The 17,478-nt window shown below is 71.4% G+C and carries 18 protein-coding genes; 9 read left to right on the top strand and 9 right to left on the bottom strand.

The features are described 5' to 3' along the window. Positions 1–27: 27 nt before the first annotated feature. The 5 genes from ACFC96_RS29860 to ACFC96_RS29880 form a co-directional block, all read right to left on the bottom strand. Positions 28–231 carry a cold-shock protein gene (locus ACFC96_RS29860; RefSeq protein ID WP_005318814.1) on the bottom strand — a complete coding sequence of 68 codons (204 nt, stop codon included), beginning with the start codon at positions 229–231 and terminating at the stop codon, positions 28–30. Positions 232–428: 197 nt separating this feature from the next. After that, positions 429–1,586, bottom strand: coding sequence for an acetyl-CoA C-acetyltransferase (locus ACFC96_RS29865; protein WP_376258556.1), 1,158 nt, complete (start codon positions 1,584–1,586; stop codon positions 429–431). A gap of 13 nt (positions 1,587–1,599) precedes the next feature. Then, the gene (locus ACFC96_RS29870) at positions 1,600–2,220 is read right to left on the bottom strand and encodes a TetR/AcrR family transcriptional regulator (protein WP_116502637.1); all 621 of its coding nucleotides are present in this window, start codon (positions 2,218–2,220) and stop codon (positions 1,600–1,602) included. Between the two features lie 36 nt (positions 2,221–2,256). Beyond that, entirely contained in the window at positions 2,257–3,042 is a 786-nt protein-coding gene (locus tag ACFC96_RS29875; protein WP_376258558.1) for an SDR family oxidoreductase, read from the bottom strand. Then, a complete protein-coding gene (locus tag ACFC96_RS29880; protein ID WP_376615035.1) occupies positions 3,039–4,187 on the bottom strand; it encodes an acyl-CoA dehydrogenase family protein in 1,149 nt (382 codons plus the stop codon). Before ACFC96_RS29880 ends, ACFC96_RS29875 begins: the two co-directional genes overlap by 4 nt. Before the next feature lie 47 nt (positions 4,188–4,234). Here ACFC96_RS29880 and ACFC96_RS29885 point away from each other — a divergent pair, with 47 nt between their 5' ends. The 3 genes from ACFC96_RS29885 to ACFC96_RS29895 are packed head-to-tail and all read left to right on the top strand — an operon-like array spanning position 4,235 to position 7,241. Then, positions 4,235–5,137, top strand: a complete 903-nt coding sequence (locus ACFC96_RS29885) for an enoyl-CoA hydratase (protein WP_340460672.1) — start codon at positions 4,235–4,237, stop codon at positions 5,135–5,137. Further along, positions 5,137–6,279 carry an acyl-CoA dehydrogenase family protein gene (locus tag ACFC96_RS29890; RefSeq protein ID WP_376258561.1) on the top strand — a complete coding sequence of 381 codons (1,143 nt, stop codon included), beginning with the start codon at positions 5,137–5,139 and terminating at the stop codon, positions 6,277–6,279. The genes ACFC96_RS29885 and ACFC96_RS29890 overlap by 1 nt, the downstream gene beginning before the upstream one ends. Beyond that, positions 6,279–7,241: an acyl-CoA dehydrogenase family protein gene (locus ACFC96_RS29895; RefSeq protein WP_376258563.1), complete on the top strand. Its 963-nt coding sequence runs from the start codon at positions 6,279–6,281 to the stop codon at positions 7,239–7,241. Before ACFC96_RS29890 ends, ACFC96_RS29895 begins: the two co-directional genes overlap by 1 nt. 641 nt (positions 7,242–7,882) lie before the next feature. Here ACFC96_RS29895 and ACFC96_RS29900 read toward each other — a convergent pair. From ACFC96_RS29900 to ACFC96_RS29910, 3 genes are read right to left on the bottom strand one after another with little or no spacing between them, the layout of a single operon-like run. Continuing rightward, the gene (locus ACFC96_RS29900; RefSeq protein ID WP_376615036.1) at positions 7,883–8,449 is read right to left on the bottom strand and encodes a HutD family protein; all 567 of its coding nucleotides are present in this window, start codon (positions 8,447–8,449) and stop codon (positions 7,883–7,885) included. Positions 8,450–8,492: 43 nt separating this feature from the next. Beyond that, complete coding sequence (locus ACFC96_RS29905; protein WP_376615038.1) at positions 8,493–9,533, bottom strand: acyl-CoA dehydrogenase family protein; 1,041 nt, start codon at positions 9,531–9,533, stop codon at positions 8,493–8,495. Beyond that, positions 9,530–11,113 carry a FadD3 family acyl-CoA ligase gene (locus tag ACFC96_RS29910; protein ID WP_376258569.1) on the bottom strand — a complete coding sequence of 528 codons (1,584 nt, stop codon included), beginning with the start codon at positions 11,111–11,113 and terminating at the stop codon, positions 9,530–9,532. Before ACFC96_RS29910 ends, ACFC96_RS29905 begins: the two co-directional genes overlap by 4 nt. Before the next feature lie 109 nt (positions 11,114–11,222). On the opposite strand from ACFC96_RS29910, the gene ACFC96_RS29915 reads away from it, so the two are divergent. Continuing rightward, positions 11,223–11,774 carry a flavin reductase family protein gene (locus ACFC96_RS29915; RefSeq protein WP_376615040.1) on the top strand — a complete coding sequence of 184 codons (552 nt, stop codon included), beginning with the start codon at positions 11,223–11,225 and terminating at the stop codon, positions 11,772–11,774. On the opposite strand, the gene ACFC96_RS29920 is transcribed toward ACFC96_RS29915, so the two are convergent. Further along, positions 11,699–12,304, bottom strand: coding sequence for a helix-turn-helix transcriptional regulator (locus ACFC96_RS29920; RefSeq protein WP_376615042.1), 606 nt, complete (start codon positions 12,302–12,304; stop codon positions 11,699–11,701). The genes ACFC96_RS29915 and ACFC96_RS29920 overlap by 76 nt on opposite strands. An 89-nt stretch (positions 12,305–12,393) precedes the next feature. Here ACFC96_RS29920 and ACFC96_RS29925 point away from each other — a divergent pair, with 89 nt between their 5' ends. From ACFC96_RS29925 to ACFC96_RS29945, 5 genes are all read left to right on the top strand, one after another. After that, a complete protein-coding gene (locus ACFC96_RS29925; RefSeq protein ID WP_376258573.1) occupies positions 12,394–13,527 on the top strand; it encodes an LLM class flavin-dependent oxidoreductase in 1,134 nt (377 codons plus the stop codon). Next, positions 13,524–14,252, top strand: coding sequence for a glucose 1-dehydrogenase (locus ACFC96_RS29930; protein WP_376258575.1), 729 nt, complete (start codon positions 13,524–13,526; stop codon positions 14,250–14,252). Before ACFC96_RS29925 ends, ACFC96_RS29930 begins: the two co-directional genes overlap by 4 nt. Beyond that, positions 14,249–15,199 carry an alpha/beta hydrolase gene (locus ACFC96_RS29935; protein ID WP_376615044.1) on the top strand — a complete coding sequence of 317 codons (951 nt, stop codon included), beginning with the start codon at positions 14,249–14,251 and terminating at the stop codon, positions 15,197–15,199. Before ACFC96_RS29930 ends, ACFC96_RS29935 begins: the two co-directional genes overlap by 4 nt. Positions 15,200–15,272: 73 nt before the next feature. Beyond that, the gene (locus ACFC96_RS29940) at positions 15,273–16,187 is read left to right on the top strand and encodes a rhomboid family intramembrane serine protease (protein ID WP_376258577.1); all 915 of its coding nucleotides are present in this window, start codon (positions 15,273–15,275) and stop codon (positions 16,185–16,187) included. A gap of 323 nt (positions 16,188–16,510) precedes the next feature. Then, on the top strand, positions 16,511–17,416 hold the full coding sequence (locus tag ACFC96_RS29945) for a chitosanase (protein ID WP_376258579.1): 906 nt from the start codon (positions 16,511–16,513) through the stop codon (positions 17,414–17,416). Positions 17,417–17,478: the final 62 nt, after the last annotated feature.

Below are 17,478 nucleotides of genomic sequence, written 5' to 3' on the forward strand. Positions count from 1 at the left end.
GCGTGATCCTTGGGATCAAGCGGTGTTTCAGGCGGGGAGGATGTTCTCCGCCTGGGGGCCCTTCTGGCCCTGCGTGACGTCGAACGTCACCTTCTGGCCCTCCTGGAGCTCACGGAAGCCCGAGGTGGCGATGTTGGAGTAGTGGGCGAAGACGTCGGCGCCGCCGCCGTCCTGCTCGATGAAGCCGAAGCCCTTTTCCGAGTTGAACCACTTCACGGTTCCGGTGGCCATAACAATCTCCTTTACTGGGGCGGTACGGAAATCCGAGTCCTTCGAATCTCCAGTCGCACCATTGAGCCCCATCCGGAGTGGCCCGGAGACCGGCCGGAAAACAATAATGCGCCTGAGGAACATTCCCGTCAGGCGCACATAAAGTCTATGGGTACCAAAACTGCAACGTCATCGACCTTAGCACGACCGTCACGGGACTAGAGACGCTCGATGATCGTGACGTTGGCCTGGCCGCCTCCCTCGCACATCGTCTGCAGTCCGTAGCGTCCGCCCGTGCGCTCCAGCTCGTGCAGCAGCGTCGTCATCAGCTTCGCGCCGGTCGCGCCGAGGGGGTGCCCGAGGGCGATCGCTCCCCCGTTCACGTTCACCCTCTCCGGGTCCGTGCCCGTCTCCTTGAGCCAGGCGAGGACGACGGGGGCGAAGGCCTCGTTGATCTCGACGAGGTCGATGTCGTCCATGGACAGGCCGGTCTTCTTCAGGGCGTACGCCGTCGCGGGGATCGGCGCGGAGAGCATGCGGATGGGGTCCTCGCCGCGCACGGACAGGTGGTGGACGCGGGCACGCGGGGTGAGGCCGTGCTCCCGTACGGCGCGCTCCGAGGCGAGGAGCATCGCGGCGGCGCCGTCGGAGACCTGCGAGGAACAGGCGGCGGTGATCGTGCCGCCCTCGACGACGGGCTTGAGGCCCGCCATCTTCTCCAGGGTGGTGTCGCGGCGCGGGCCCTCGTCCACGGTGACGCCCGCGTAGGCGACGGTCTCACGGGCGAAGCGGCCCTCGTCGATGGCCCGGATCGCCCGCTCGTGGGAGCGCAGGGCCCACTCCTCCTGGTCACGGCGGGTGATGCCCCACTTGCGGGCGATGAGTTCGGCGCCGTGGAACTGGTTCACCGGCTGGTCGCCGTAGCGGGCGCGCCAGCCCTCGCTGCCCGCGTACGGGCCGTCCGTGAGGCCGAGGGGCTCGGCGGCCTGGCGGGAGGCGAAGGCGATGGGGATCTGCGTCATGTTCTGGGTGCCGCCGGCGACGACGAGGTCCTGGGTGCCGGACAGGACGCCCTGCGCCGCGAAGTGCACGGCCTGCTGTGACGAACCGCACTGGCGGTCGATCGTCACGCCGGGGACCTCCTCGGGGAGGCCGGCGGCGAGCCAGGCGGTCCGCGCGATGTCACCGGCCTGCGGGCCCACCGTGTCGAGGCAGCCGAAGACGACGTCCTCGACGGCGGCCGGGTCGATCCCGGAGCGGGCGACGAGCTCCTTGAGGACGTGCGCGCCCAGGTCGGCGGGGTGGGCGGCGGCGAGACCCCCCTTGCGCCGTCCGACGGGGGTGCGGACCGCTTCGACTATGTAGGCCTCGGCCATGACGGGTTTCCCTTCAGGGTTGGGTGACGCGTACGGCGATGCCGTCCAGGACCATCGAGAGGTACTGGCGGGCGATCTCCTCGGGGCTGTGCTGTCCGCCGGGGCGGTACCAGGACGCGGCGACCCAGACGGTGTCGCGGACGAACCGGTAGGTGAGCCGGATGTCGAGGTCGGCGCGGAACACCTCGGCGGCGACGCCGCGCTCCAGGGTGGAGAGCCACGCCTTCTCGAACTTGCGCTGGGAGGCCGCGAGGAACTCGAAGCGCTCCTGTACGGCGAGGTGCTTGGACTCCTTCTGGTAGATGGCGACGGCCGCGCGGTGCCGGTCGATCTCGCGGAAGGACTCGGTGACGAGGGCCTCCAGGGTCTCCCTGGGGCCGAGCCGGGAGTCGAGGACGGAGTCGTATCCGTGCCACAGCTCGTCGAGGAAGGTCCGCAGGATCTCTTCGAGCATCGACTCCTTGGAGTCGAAGTGGTAGTAGAGGCTGCCCGCGAGCATGCCCGCGTGGTCGGCGATCTTGCGGACGGTGGTGGCGTTGTACCCCTGGGCGGCGAAGACCTCGGCGGCGGTGTCGAGGAGTTCGCGGCGGCGCTCGGGCGAGGCGGTCACCTGGGGCTTCTTCTTGGTAGGCACGGGTCCATTGTCGTCCTCACCGACACGGTGGCGGCGCTACGCATGCCGGCTGCTGACGGAGACGACCTCGCCCGTCATGTACGAGGAGTAGCCGGACGCCAGGAACACGATCACGTTGGCGATCTCCCAGGGCTCGGCGTACCGGCCGAAGGCCTCCTTCTCGGTGAGTTCGGCGAGGAGTTCGGCGGAGGTGACCTTCACGAGGTGGGGGTGCATGGCGAGGCTGGGCGAGACCGCGTTGACCCGGACTCCGTACGCGGCCGCCTCGATCGCGGCGCACCGGGTGAGAGCCATGACGCCCGCCTTGGCGGCGGCGTAGTGGGCCTGTCCGGCCTGGGCGCGCCAGCCGACGACGGACGCGTTGTTCACGACGACGCCGTGGCGGCCGGTGTCGCGGAAGGCCCGCAGCGCAGCCCTGGTGCACCGGAACGTGCCGTTCAAGGTGACGTCGAGGACGCGGGACCACTGGTCGTCCGTCATGTCGACGAGGTCCGAAGTGCCGCCGAGACCGGCGTTGTTGACCACGATGTCGAGGCCGCCGTGCGCCTCGGCGGCCAGCGCGAACAGGGCCGCGACCTGTTCCTCGTCGGTGACGTCGCAGGGCAGCGAGGCGACGTTCGCCGCGCCGAACTCGTCGGCGAGCGCCTGTTCGCTCTCCTTGAGCCTGCGGGCGTGCGCGTCACTGATGAGGACGCGGGCGCCCTCTTCGAGGAACTTGCGTGCCGTCGCGCCGCCGATCCCGGCTCCGGCGGCCGCGGTGATGACGGCCGTGCGCCCCGTCAGCAGGCCGTGGCCGGGCACATACTCGGGCTTCGCGCTCATACCCGCGCCTCCTTGGGCAGGCCGAGCAGGCGCTCGGCGACGATGTTCTTCTGGATCTCGTCGGATCCGGCGTAGATGGTGTCGGCGCGGGAGAAGAGGAACAGCCGCTGCCAGGCGTCGAGTTCATAGGGTTCCCCGGCGGCGACCGTGGACGCGGCACCGCACACGTCCATGGCGAGCTCGCCGAGACCGCGGTGCCAGGCCGCCCAGTGGAGCTTGCCGACGGAGGGGTCGACGCCGCGCCGGGCGGAGGCCGCCATGGCCTCCAGGTCGATCCAGGCCTGGACGAGGCGGTCGCGGATCAGGGGGTCGGCGATCGCGCCGTTCTTCCTGGCCAGCTCCGCGAGTGCGTCCCATTCGCGGCGGAATCCGACCTGCTGACCGAGGGTGGAAACGCCACGCTCGAAGCCGAGGGTGGCCATCGCGATCCGCCAGCCGTCGCCGGGCTCGCCGACGACGTGGGACGCGTCGGTGCGGGCGCCGTCGAAGAACACCTCGTTGAACTCGCTGGTGCCGGTGAGCTGCACGATGGGGCGTATGTCGACGCGGCCGCCCGGCTGGTCGAGGGGCACGAGGAGATAGGACAGGCCCGCGTGCCGACGCGAGCCGGGTTCGGTGCGGGCGACGACGAAGCACCACTGCGCCTCATGGGCGAGCGAGGTCCAGATCTTCTGGCCGTCGACGACCCACTGCGAACCGTCGGGCGACAGGGCGCCTCTCGTGCGGACGTTCGCCAGGTCGGAGCCCGCGTCCGGCTCGCTGTAACCCTGGCACCACAGCTCCTCGACGGCGACGATCGGCGGCAGGAAGCGCTTCTTCTGCTCCTCCGTGCCGAAGGCGATGAGCGTCGGTCCGAGGAGCTGCTCCCCGATGTGGTTGACCCGGGCGGGCGCGTTCGCAAGCGCGTACTCCTCGTGGAACGCGATCTGTTCCTCGAGGCTCGCGCCGCGGCCGCCGTGCTCGACGGGCCAGCCGACGCAGGTCCATCCGTGCGCCGCCATGTGCCGCTCCCAGGCGAGCCGCCCTTCGAACGCCTCATGCTCACGGCCCGGCCCGCCGCGGCCCCTCAACTCGGCGAACTCCCCTACGAGATGGTCCGCGAGCCAGGCCCGGATCTCGGCGCGAAACTCCTCGACGCTGCTCATGGACGTACGTTAACCTACCAAACACTTGTTAGGGAAGGATGTTTCCGATGCCCGCAGCCCACGACAGTCCCGCACCCGCCCCGCACGAGGGTCCCGAGTCCGCCCCGCACGAGGGTCCTGAGCCTGTCCTGTACGAGCGCCGCGGCCCGGTCGCGTACGTGACGATGAACCGTCCGCGGTACCGCAACGCGCAGAACTCGGCGATGACCTACGCCCTGGACGCCGCCTTCTACCGCGCGGCCGACGACCCCGACGTCAAGGTCGTCGTCCTGGCCGGGGCGGGTGACCACTTCTCCGCGGGGCACGACATCGGCACCCCGGAGCGGGACGCGCATCTGCCCTTCGAGCGGCGGGCCGGACTCTGGTGGGACCACTCGGACAAGCAGGGCGCCGAGTCGCGGTTCGCCCGTGAGTCGGAGGTGTATCTCGGCATGTGCCGGCGCTGGCGCGAGCTGCCCAAGCCGGTGATCGCCTCGGTCCACGGGGCGTGTGTGGCGGGCGGGCTGATGCTCGCCTGGGTCTGCGACCTGATCGTGGCCTCCGACGACGCGTTCTTCGCGGATCCCGTCGTGCGCATGGGGATCCCCGGCGTCGAGTACTTCGCGCACCCCTGGGTGATGCCGCCGCGCGTCGCCAAGGAGTTCCTGTTCACCGGCGACCGGATGAGCGCCCGCCGGGCCCACGAGGTGGGGATGGTCAACCGCGTCGTGGGGCGCGGCGAACTGGCCCGGACCACGGACGAGTTGGCGCTGCGCGTCGCCGAGATGCCGCGGCTCGGGCTCGCCCTCACCAAGCGGGCGGTGAACCAGGCGGAGGACCTGCAGGGCCTGCACGCGGGCATGGACTCCGTGTTCGGCCTGCATCATCTCGCCCACGCGCACAACGCGGAGACGGCGAAGGACTCCCTCGGCGGCATGGACGTACGCGCGATGAAGGAGGCGAACGCCTGATGGACCTCGACTTCACACCCGCCGAGGACGCGTTCCGCGCCGAGGCACGTCAGTGGCTCGCCGCGCATGTCCCGGACGAGCCACTGCCGTCCCTGGAGACCGAGGAGGGGTTCGCCGCACACCGCGCCTGGGAGGCCGAGCTCCACGCCGGCCGCTGGTCGGTGGTGTCCTGGCCCGAGGAGTACGGAGGGCGGGGCGCCGACATCTTCACGTGGCTGCTCTTCGAGGAGGAGTACTACGCCGCGGGCGCCCCGGGCCGTGTTTCGCAGAACGGCATCAACCTGCTCGCGCCGACCCTCTTCGACCACGGCACCCCCGAGCAGCGGGCCCGGGTGCTGCCGTCCATGGCGAGCGGCGAGACGATCTGGGCGCAGGCCTGGTCCGAGCCCGAGGCCGGCTCCGACCTGGCGTCCCTCACGTCCAAGGCCGTGCGCACCGAGGGGGGCTGGCTGCTGTCCGGACAGAAGACCTGGTCTTCGCGGGCCGCGTTCGCCGACCGGGCCTTCGGGATCTTCCGTACGGACCCGGACGCGCCCAGGCCCCACCAGGGCCTGACCTACCTGATGTTCGACCTGCGGGCGCCCGGGGTGACCGTGCGGCCCATCGGGCGGCTCGACGGGAAGCCCGCGTTCGCCGAGCTGTTCCTCGACCGTGTCTTCGTCCCCGACGAGGACGTCATCGGCGCGCCCGGCAACGGGTGGCGGATCGCGATGTCCACCACGGGGAACGAGCGCGGGCTCACGCTGCGCTCCCCCGGCCGCTTCCTCGCTTCCGCCGACCGGCTCGCGCGGCTGTGGCGGGAGCGCGGGGAGGACGCGGGTACGCGCGATCGGGTCGCCGACGCCTTGATCGGGGCGCGGGCGTACCAGTTGTTCACGTACGCCAATGCGTCGCGGTTCGCGGCCGGCCAGACGATCGGCGCCGAATCCAGCCTGAACAAGGTGTTCTGGTCGGAGTACGACATCGCTCTGCATGAGACCGCGCTCGATCTTCTCGGCGCGGACGGGGAGTTGGCCGACGACGGCGGGTGGGGCGAGGGGCACGTCTTCTCGCTCGCCGGGCCCATCTACGCGGGGACCAACGAGATCCAGCGCGACATCATCGCCGAGCGGCTGCTCGGCCTGCCGAAGGGACGGCGCTGATGAGGTTCCTCCTCGACGCGGAGCAGGCCGAGTTCGGGCGCACGCTCGATCGGCTTCTGGGCGCGGCGGACACGCCCATGGTGATCCGGGCCTGGTCGTCCGGCGACCATGGGCCCGGGCGAGCTCTGTGGGAGCGGCTGGGCGGGACGGGGGTCTTCGCTCTCGGCGTTCCGGAGGCGTTCGACGGGGCGGGGTTCCTGCCGGTCGAACTGGCTCTGTCCTACGTGGAGTTGGGGCGGCACGGAATGCCCGGTCCTGTGGTGGAGACCGCTGCCGTCGCTCGGCTGCTGGGCGGCCTGCCCGATGTCGCCAAGGAGTGGCTCCCCCGGATCGCGTCCGGGGACGCGGTCGTTTCGCTGGGCGTGGACTCCTCGTACGTCCTCGACGCGGATTCCGCCGACGCCGTCTTCGCCGTCAGCGGTGACGAGCTGCGGCTCGCCTCCGGCGGCCACGGGCCTCTGCTGCCGTCCGCCGACCCCGCGCGCCGGCTCTACGCGCCCGCGGACGGCGGGACGCTGCTCGCGCGGGGGCCGGACGTACGGGACGCGGCGGCGCGGGCTGTGGACCTGGCCTCGCTCCTCACCGCCGCGCAGTCGCTCGGCGTGGGGCTCTCCCTGCTGCACCGGACCGTCGAATACGTCACGCAGCGCACCCAGTTCGGCGTCCCCATCGGCTCCTTCCAAGCCGTGAAGCACCGGCTCGCGGACGCGCTCACGGGGCTGGAGTTCGCGCGGCCGCTGGTGTTCGGGGCGGCGCTCTCGCTCGCGCCCGGGGACATCGCGGCGGCGAAGGTCGCTGCGGGCGAGGCGTCCTACGCGGCGGCGCGGGCTGCGCTTCAGCTCCATGGGGCGATCGGGTACACACAGGAGCTGGACCTGTCGCTGTGGCTGCGCAAGGCCCGACCGCTGCGGGACGCTTGGGGCACGCCTGCGGCTTGCCGGGCTCGGGTGCTGGGGGGCTGACGGGCTCCGGTGCGGGGGGCTCGCTCCGGTGCGGGGGGAATGACGCACTCCGGCGCTGTAGGGCTGACACGCTCTGGTGCCGGGCTCGGCGGTGGTTCGGTGCGCCTCGCGGCCTTGGTCGTGGGGCGTCTCGCCGTTTTTGGGGTACTGCGCCGCTCTCGGGGCCTCTCACCGCTCGAGGGTGCTGCGCCGCTCTTCGGTGCGTCTCACCGTTCGAGGGTGCTGCGCCGTTCTTCGGTGCGTCTCGCCGTTCGGGGTGCGGGGACGCGGCGGGATGTACGTGCTCGCCGTTCTACGGGTTCCAGGCACCAAAAGGCTGCGTCCCGAGCGCTCCCTAGGGTGGCTCCGCGCGCACATCCCGCCGCGTCCCCTCCTGTCGGGGGCGACTGCCGGCCGGTCGGGGTTTCCCCGACGGCAGCCGGCTCGTACGCCACCGAGGGGCGGGCGCTCAGAGAACGTGACTACGGCATGTACGCGCTCGCCGTTCTACGGGTTCCGGGCACCAAAAGGCTGCGTCCCGAGCGCTCCCTAGGGTGGCTCCGCGCGCACATCCCGCCGCGTCCCCTCCCGTCGAGGGCGACTACCGGCCCGTCGGGGTTCCCCGGCGGCAGCCGGCTCGTACGACGCCGAGGAGTGAGCACTCAGTGGAATGAGACCACGGCGGTGCGTCCTCTGGCGTGCAGGGCCGCCCTGCCCGTGGCGGAGTCCATCAGCGCCGCGTCGTAGTGGCCGAGCGTGACGTCGGCGATGTCGGCGCCCTGTTCGTCGAGGGCCACCACCAGGGCCTTGCCGGTGAGGGTGAGGCGGCCTCGGACCACTGCCACCGACGGGGGCGTGCCCGCTCCCCTGCGCCACATGACGTTGAAGTTCACCACCGGGCCGTCGATGAGACGGCAGTCGGTCGGTACGTCTCCACGGAAGTCCTGTGGCACGTAGCGCTCGTCCACGGTGGTGTGTTCGCCTCCGAGCGTCAGTTCCATACCGGTGCCCTCGACCATCGTCAGGGTCCGGTCGACTTCGGGGAACGCCGAGAACGGGCCGTCGCCCTCGACGTCCGCGAGGCTCACCCGCCACACGAAGTCGTCCGTCCCCGCGTCCGGTGGCGACGCCGCGATGTTGCGGGTGACCCCGCCGCCGTTCTTCCAGGGCACAGCGGTCCGTTCCGCCGCGGGCAGCAGTCGTACACCGTTGTCAGTGATCCCGGGCATTGGGCGGCTCCGATGGTGCTGTCGTGGGGCGGGAGTGCCGAGGCTACGCCACGGGAGTCAGGCCCAGCCCGCAGGCGAGCCGTCGGCGGTGTGCCGACGGGGTGCCGAACAGGTGGCGGCCCGAGTGGGCCCGCTTCAGGTGGCGGTGGGCCTCGTGTTCCCAGGTGATGCCTATGCCTCCGTGCAGCTGGATCATCTCGCCGGCGATGTGCGTGTACGCCTCGGAGCAGGCGGCTGTCGCCGCTGCCGCCAGGCCGGGTGCGGCGTCGGAGTGCGCGGCCGCCAGTGCCAGCGACCGTGCCGCCTCCAGTTGGACGTGCAGGTCGGCTGTCCGGTGTTTGACCGCCTGGAACGAGCCGATGGGCCGCCCGAACTGCACTCGGTCCTTGGCGTACTGGACGGTGTCCTCGAGTGCCCGGGTTGCGGCGCCCGTCTGTTCGGCTGCCAACGCCGTGCAGGCGAGGTCCCGCACGCGGGACAGGATGCGTTCTCCGTCGGTGGCCAGGAGCTTGGCGTCGGGGGCCGTGTCGAACGTGATGCGAGCCTGGGGGCGCGTCTGGTCCATGGTCGGGAGGGGTGTGAACTCGGCTTGTGCGGTGGGGACCTGGTAGAGGGCGAGTCCGTCGTCGTCCCGGGCCAGGACCAGCAGGGTGTCCGGGCGTCCGGGGCCCGTCAGGACGTGCTCCTTCACTCCGGTGAGCCGGCCCGCCCGGACCCGGGCGTTCAACGCCTCCGGCTCCCAGCTTCCGTTCTCCGCCCAGGCCAACGCCCCCACCGCGGTACCGTCGGCGAGCTCGGGAAGCAGCTCTGCGCAGGCCTGCGCGTTACCGGACGCGAGCAGCGCCTGGGTGGCCAGGACGGTGGAGGCCAGGTACGGGACCGGGCTGAGGGCCCGGCCCAGTTCCTCCATGACCACGTACGTCTCCACCGTGCCGCCGCCGCACCCCCCGTACTCCTCCGGCACCCCGAGGCCCGCCGCGCCGACCGCCTCGGTGAGCGGGCCCCACGCGGCCGTGCCCTCGTGCCGGGTCAGCACCGCCCGTACCGCCGAGCGCAGTTCGTCCTGTTCGCTGGTGAAATTCATCCCCGGTCTCCTCTTGCCTTGCTGCGCAGCGCGCCTTTCAGGAGCTTGCCGCCCGCGTTGCGCGGCAGCTCGCGGACGGTCACGAATCGGCGCGGCACCTTGAAGTTGGCCAGACGCTCGCGCGTCCATGCGGTGAGCTGCTCCGCGTCAACGGGTCCGGATACGACGATGAAGGCGACTCCTACCTCGCCGAGCCGTTCGTCCGGGGCGCCGACCACGGCCACGTCGACTATCAGTTCGTGGCTCAGGAGGGTGTTCTCGACCTCGGCCGGGTACGCGTTGAACCCGCCCACGACGTACATGTCCTTGAGCCGGTCCGTGATGGTGAGGAAGCCGCGCTCGTCGAGCGTTCCGATGTCGCCCGTGCGGAGCCAGCCGTCCTGGGGGACCGCCTCCCGGGTTGCGCTTTCGTCGTCCAGGTAGCCGCGCATCACGTGATAGCCGCGCACCTGCACCTCGCCCGGTTCACCGGCGGGCAGTTCGTCGCCCAGCGGCGAGGCGATCCGGATCTCGGTGCCGGGCAGCGCGCGGCCCACCGTGTGCGCGACCGTCCACGCGTCGGCGTCCGTGGGGCAGACGGAGACGACGCCGCCCGACTCGGTGAGTCCGTACGCCGTGAACACGTCGGGGGCGCCGAGTTCCGTGCGGATCAGTTCGACCAGTTCGGTCGGCACGGCGGCGGCGCCGGTTCCGGCGAGCCGCAGCGCTGCGAGGTCTGCTTCGCTGCGGTGGGGGTGGTGGATCAGGCCGTGGAACACGGTGGGCGGGCCCATCAGGCAGGAGACGCGTTCGGTGGCGATGCGCTCCAGGACGCGGTCCGCGTCATAGACCTCCTCGGGCAGCATCGTGACGCCGCGCAGCAAGCAGGCGATGATGCCCGCCTTGTAGCCGAAGGTGTGGAAGAACGGGTTCAGCAGGAGGTAGCGGTCGCCGGTTCTCAGGGTGACCTGGTGCGACCACTCCTCGTAGAGGCGGATCGTCTGTCCGTGGGTCGTCATCACACCCTTGGGGCGGCCCGTGGTGCCGGAGGTGTAGAGGATGTCGCCGAGGTCGTCGGGCCCCACGGCGGCGGCGCGGGCCAGGCGTTCGGTGTCGGTGACTCCTTCGCCCGCCTTCAGGTACGTCTCCCATGCGAGAGCGTCGTCGTGCGCGTCGCCGCGGAGGACGACCACGGAGCGCAGGGCGCCGAGGTCCTCGCCGCTCGCGCGGAGTGTGTGGACGTAGTCGGTGCCGAGGAAGCCGCGTTCCGTGAAGAGGAGTTCGGCGCCGCTGCGGCGGATGATGTCGGCGGCCTCGGCCGCCTTGTAGCGCGTGTTGACCGGGACGAGGACCGCCCCGGCGCCGACCGCGCCCAGCGCGGCGAGGATCCACTGACGGCTGTTGGCGGCCCAGATCGCGACACGGGTGCCGGGGCGTATGCCGTGCGCGACGGCGGCGCGCGAGGCCGCGGCGATCTCGTCGCGCAGCCGGCTGAAGCTCCAGCGGACCTCGCCGTCGGCGAGTGCCTCCCGGTCGCCGTACGCGGCGGCGGCGTACTCGGGGAGCTGGGCGAGCGTACGCGGTGGGGTGGTGCTGGTCACGAACCCTCCCTGTGATCAGGGGTACTTGACGTGCGAGCGTGGCCGGTATCCAATCACAGGTGTTTCGGTTAGGCATATACCTAGTAGGCACATTCCTTGGAGGCCTCGCATGCCGATCCCCACCCACCCCGCCACCTCGGCCGAGGACCTGAAGTCGGCCCTCGCCGGATTCTGTACGGGTGTCGCGGTCATCACCGCGCTCGACGGAGACGGCCGCCCCACGGGCATGGCCGTGCAGTCGTTCTCGTCGGTCTCGCTCGACCCGCCCCTGGTCTGCTTCTGCCCGGCGCGCACCTCGACGACCTGGCCACGGATCAGGGCGGCGGGCCGGTTCGCCGTCAACGTCCTCGCCGAGGACCAGCGCGAGCTGTGCCGGCGCTTCGCGGTGACGGGCGGCGACAAGTTCGCCGGCACGCCCTGGCGGCCGGGCGGCAACGGCGCACCCCTGCTCGACGGAGCGCTCGCCACGATCGAGTGCGAACTCGCCGACGTGCTCGACGGCGGCGACCACGCCATCGCGCTCGGCCGGGTCACCTCACTGACCACGCACCGCGACGCGGGGCCGCTGCTCTACTTCCGGCGCACCTACGGGCGCTTGCCGCGCTCCAGCTCCTCGATGTCCGCGAGCATGGCGTCGGCGAGGTCGCGCTCGGACGCGTAGTACCGCTCGGCCCACTTGAGCGTGAGCGTGGGGTACGTCCAGGCCTCGTTGGCCTTCGCGCCCTCCACGTCCTCCTCCGCGCGCACCCGCATCGTCTCGGCGAACTCCCGGTGCCGCGCGAGCACTTCACGCATCTGCTCGGCTTCGAGCAGGTGCCCGAGCCAGAGCCGCAGCATGGGTCCGTGCTTGAGGACGGGCGGGTCGACGGGCGCCTCGCGGGCCCAGGTCCGCACGGCCTCCATGCCCTCGTCGGTGATCCGGTAGACCCGCTTGTCGCGGGTGCCGGTCTCCTGCGCGACCATCCGCGAGGTCGCGTAACCGGCCTTCTCCAGGCGCTTGAGCTCGCTGTAGATCTGGCTGAACGACGGGCTCCAGTAGAAGAAGCGCAGGGACCAGTCGGACCACTTCTTCAGGTCGTAGCCGGACAGCTCCTCACCGAAGGAGAGCAGCCCGAGCACCGCCCAGCTGGTCGCCGGGAGTGCGGGGCGCTCCGCGCCGGCCGCGTCGTCTACCGCCTTCTTCTTCACCACGCACGCAGTCTACGTAGCCCCTTCCCTCGCCCTGCGTATGCCTGCTAGAAGTATTCCTATTAGAAATACATCTCCCGGGAGGATCCCCCGTGAAGTTCTCCATGATCTTCGAGGCTCAGCTCGCCGACCCGACGCCAGAGAACGAGCGCCAGGTCCTCAAGGACTGCGTCGAACAGGCCGTCTACGCCGAGGAGATGGGCTTCGACCGCGTCTGGGCGGTCGAGCACCACTCCCTCACCCAGTACGCGCACATGAGCGCGTCCGAGATCTTCCTGACCTGGGTCGCCGCCAGGACGTCCCGGATCCGCATCGGGCACGGCGTCGTCACGATGCCCTTCGGCTACCAGCACCCCGTCCGCGTCGCCGAGCGGGCCGCGATGCTCGACTCGCTGACCGGCGGCCGCGTCGACATCGGCGCCGGACGTGGCGCGACGAAGCAGGAGATGCGGATGTACGGGGTCCGCCCCGAGGACACGTATCCGCAGATGGAGGAGGCCCTGCGGATCTTCTCCTCGGCCTGGCGCGAGGAGCAGTTCGAGTGGCACGGCTCGATCGACATCGGGCCCGGCGCGGTCCTGCCCCGCCCGGTGCAGAACCCGCACCCGCCGCTCTTCATGGCCTGCTCCAAGCACGACACGCTCAAGCTCGCGGCCGAACTCGGCATCGGGGCCCTGGTGATGGGCTTCGCCGGCGCCGACGACGTGCGCACGATGCGGAAGGTCTACGACGAGGCCATCGCGACCCGCACCGGCGAGCGCTTCGTGTCCACCGAGGTCAACGACCACCTCTCGGCGCTCTGCCCGACGATCGTCCTCGACGACGCGGACCTCGCCCTGCGCCTCGGCACGCGCGGCCAGCGCTTCTTCGCCGAGTCGATCGCGCACTGGTACGGGAACGCGCCCGCGCCCACGTCCTACGCCGAGTCCGAGGACACCGCCGACCACGTGGCCGCGATGGCCAGGGACCGTGAGGAGCTCGTCGCCAAGCTGCACGAGGCGAACATCCCGGCCCGCCCGGTCGACACCGGCACCTACAACGCCGAACACGCCTACGGCTCCGCGGACACCGCGATCTCGTACGTCGAGCAGCTGCGCGAGATCGGCGTGGACGAGGTGATGTGCCTGATCCAGATGGGCACGGTCCCGCAGGAGGCGTGCATGGAGACCATCCGCCAGTGGGGCGAGAAGGTCATCCCGCACTTCCGGGCGCTGGAGGCGAAGTGACGGTCTCACTGGACGGCAAGGTCGTCGTCATCACGGGCGCGGGGCGCGGGCAGGGCGCGGCGGAGGCCGCTCTCGCCGCGGCGGCCGGCGCCCGGGTCGTGGTCACGGACGTGCGGGAGGAGGAGGGCGCCGAGGTCGCCGAGTCGCTCGGCGATCAGGGGCTGTTCGTGCGCCACGACGTGGCGGACCCGGACAGCTGGGGCGAGGTCGTCGATGCCGCGCTCGGCGCCTTCGGGCGCATCGACGCGCTGGTCAACAACGCGGCGCTGTGGCGCACCGCCCCCGTCGAGCGGGAGACCCTGGAGAACTTCGAGCAGCTGATCCGGGTCAATCTCCTCGGCCCGTTCCTCGGCATCCAGGCCGTGGTCCCCGCGATGAGGGAGGCGGGTGGCGGATCGGTCGTCAACGTCTCGTCGACGGCGGGCCTCATCGGCATCCCGGGGCACGCCGCGTACGGCTCGACGAAGTTCGGCCTCCGCGGCCTGACCAGGTCATCGGCGCTCGACCTGGCGGGGTACGGGATCCGCGTCAACTCGGTGCACCCGGGTGCCATCGACACCCCGATGATCGCCGGGGTCTCCGGCAAGGACTGGTCGCAGCTGCCGCTGGGCCGGATGGGCCGCCCCGAGGAGGTCGGTGAGCTGGTCCTGTTCCTGGCGTCGGACGCCTCCTCGTACATCACCGGCACGGAGTTCACGGTGGACGGGGGGTCGACGGCGGGATGACGGCGCACGACCCCCTCACCCCGCAGGCGCGCACCCTGTGCGACGCCATGTCGGCCACGTTTCCCGACCCGGCCGACGGCCCTCTCGACGCGTCCGCCCTGCGGGCGGCCGCGCGGGCGGGGCTCGGAGGGCCGGCCGTGCCCATGCGGTCGGTGACCGAGCGTCTGGTGTCCGGGCCGGATCTCGACGCCTCCGTGCCCGTACGGATCTACGAACCCGAGTCCGACGGCCCGCGCCCGCTCGTGGTGTTCCTGCACGGCGGCGGATGGGTGCTCTGCGACCTCGACACGCACGACGGGCTCTGCCGTCGACTCGCCGCGCTCTCAGGCGCGTCGGTCGTGTCCGTCGACTACCGGCGCGCCCCCGAGCACCCCTTCCCGGCCGCGTCCCACGACGCGTACGCCGTGGCGCGGTGGGCCGCCGCGCACACGCGGGAACTGGGGTGCGACCCGGACCGGCTGTACGTCGCCGGGGACTCCAGCGGCGGCAACCTGGCCGCCGCCGTCGCCCAGCGGGCCCAGGGCGACCCCGAGGGGCCGGCGGTCGCGGGCCAGCTGCTGCTGTACCCGGTGCTCGACCACCGGCTCGGCGGCGAGTCCCCGCTGGCGTTCGAGCGGGGGTTCTTCCACACGACGGCCCATATGCGCTGGTACTGGGAGCAGTACCTCGGCTCCGCCGGCGATCCCGTCGCCGCCTCGCCCGGGCTCGCACCCGACCTCGACGGGCTGCCGCCCGCCCTCGTGCTCCTCGCGGACTGCGACCCGCTGCGCGACGAGGGTCTCGCCTACGCGCGGCGGCTCGCGCAGGCCGGGGTGCGGGCGGAGGTGGCGCTGTATCCGGGCGTGTTCCACGGGTTCCTGGGTGCGGCCGGGTTCCTGCCCGAGGCGGACGCGGCGCTCGCGCGGGCCGCCGCCTGGCTGACCCGCACCCCGGGCACCGGCACCTGACGGCGTTCGCTATTTTGTTCGCCGCCGTCCCCACCGGCTCTGTCCCCCTCCCCGAACCTCAGAGGAGCCGGCCGTGGAAGCCGAGTCCCAGTCCGCCACGCCCCCCGCGGTCACCACCTGCTACCGCCATCCCAAGGTGGAGACCTACGTCGGTTGCACCCGCTGCGAGCGGCCCATCTGCCCCGACTGCATGCGGTCGGCGGCCGTCGGCCACCACTGCCCCGACTGCGTGAAGGAGGGCGTCCGCTCGGTCCGCCAGGCCCGCACGGTCTTCGGCGGACGGGTGTCGGCCGTCCCGCTCGTCACGTACGTCCTGATGGGCCTGAACATCGTGGCCTACCTCGCCGAGCTGGTGCGCCCGGCCGTCGTGGACCGGTTCGGGATGCTGGGCGCGGGGCTCGTCGGCCCTGACGGCGGGCATTACGTGTACCAGGACGGGTTCCCGGCCGACTTCCACGCGGAGGGCGTGGTGGCGGGCGAGTGGTACCGGATGATCACCGGCGCCTTCCTCCATCTGCCGGCCACCGAGGGCGCCTTCGGGATCCTGCACATCCTGTTCAACATGTACTCGCTGTGGAACCTCGGCCGCGTCGTCGAGACACAGCTGGGCCGCGTCCGCTACCTCGCCGTCTATCTCCTGTCCGCGTTCGGCAGCTCCGTGCTCGTCTATCTGATCGCGCCGGGCACCCTCACGGTCGGCGCGTCGGGCGCGATCTTCGGGCTCGGCGCCGCGTACTACGTGATGGCACGGCGCCTGGGCGCGGACATGAGCGGCGTCAACCGGTTCATGGCGTACTTCCTGCTGTGGATGGTGATCTCGGCCGGATTCGCCTCCTGGCAGGGCCACTTGGGCGGCCTGCTCACGGGTGGCGCGGCAACGCTCGCCCTCGCGTACGCGCCTCGCGCCCGCCGCACCCTGGTACAGGGCTCGGCGTGCGCGGGGCTGTTCGCGCTCCTGATGGCGCTGACGTTCCTCAAGCAGCCGTAGAACGAAGGCTGTCACTTCGACCGCTCGCGCCCCTGCTCCTGCTCCTGCTCCTGCTCCTGCTCCTGGAACGCCGGAAGTTCGAGGATCCGCTGCCTGCCGCGGCGTCGTCCATCAGCTCCACCAGGGGCAGGAGCAGGTCCCACTGGGTCTGCTTGTCCACCTCGCGGGCCGGCGCGTCGTGTTCGGGCGCGGACCGCGCGCGGCCTGGGCGCAGCTCGCGATCGGTTCGCGCTCGGCTCGCCCCGGCGACTGGCGTCGGATCGACTTTTGGCCAAGAGCGGCGGGCATCGGAGCCGGTGTGTCCGCCACGTAATCTGAGGCGCATGAAACGCGCAGGCTGCATACTTCTGGCCGTGGCTCCGGTCGCCACGGTCGCGGTGTTCCTCTTCACGCCGGGGCACGACGACGGCAAGGGCGGCGCGAACGGCCCGTCCACGTCGCACCGGTCCGCCCAAGACGCCGCGGCTGCCAAGGCCGCCGCGGAGAAGCAGGCCGACGACGACGCCATCGCCGACCTGCCGCCCGGCCTCGCCGCGCCCGCGAAGAAGGACCTCGCCCAGCAGATCGTGGCCAGCGCGGAGAACTCGACGCTCGACTGGCGCGGCCAGTACGGCTACATCGAGGACATCAAGGACGGCCAGGGGTACACGGCCGGGATCATCGGCTTCTGCACCGGCACGCACGACCTGCTCACCCTCGTCGAGCGGTACACGAAGGCCCACCCGGACAACGGCCTCGCCCGCTATCTGCCGGCTCTGCGCAAGGTCGACGGCACGGACTCCCACGAGGGCCTCGACCCCGGCTTCACCGCGGCATGGAAGAAGGAGGCGACCGACCCCGCTTTCCGCGCCGCCCAGAACTCCGAGCGCGACCGCGTCTACTTCGACCCGGCCGTCCGCCTCGCCAAGCTCGACGGCCTGGGCACGCTCGGTCAGTTCGTCTACTACGACGCGATGGTCCTGCACGGCCCCGGAACCGGCCCGAGCGGCTTCTACGGCCTGCGCGAGAAAGCCATGCGGGAGGCGGACACCCCGGCGCAGGGCGGCAAGGAGAAGGCCTACCTCGACATCTTCCTCGACGTGCGCCGCGCGGCGATGAAGGCGAAGAAGCCGAACCGCGACACCACCCGCATCGACACGGCCCAGCGCCAGTTCCTCTACGACGGCAACCTGTCCCTGAAGACACCACTGGTGTGGAAGGTGTACGGGGAGACGTACCGGGTGCCGTAAGCCCGTCCACTGCGCCCTCACCGAGTCACCCCCCTCAACACCCTTCCCCGTACTGCCACTTC

Source organism: Streptomyces sp. NPDC055955 (assembly GCF_042270245.1).
Lineage (GTDB): Bacteria > Actinomycetota > Actinomycetes > Streptomycetales > Streptomycetaceae > Streptomyces.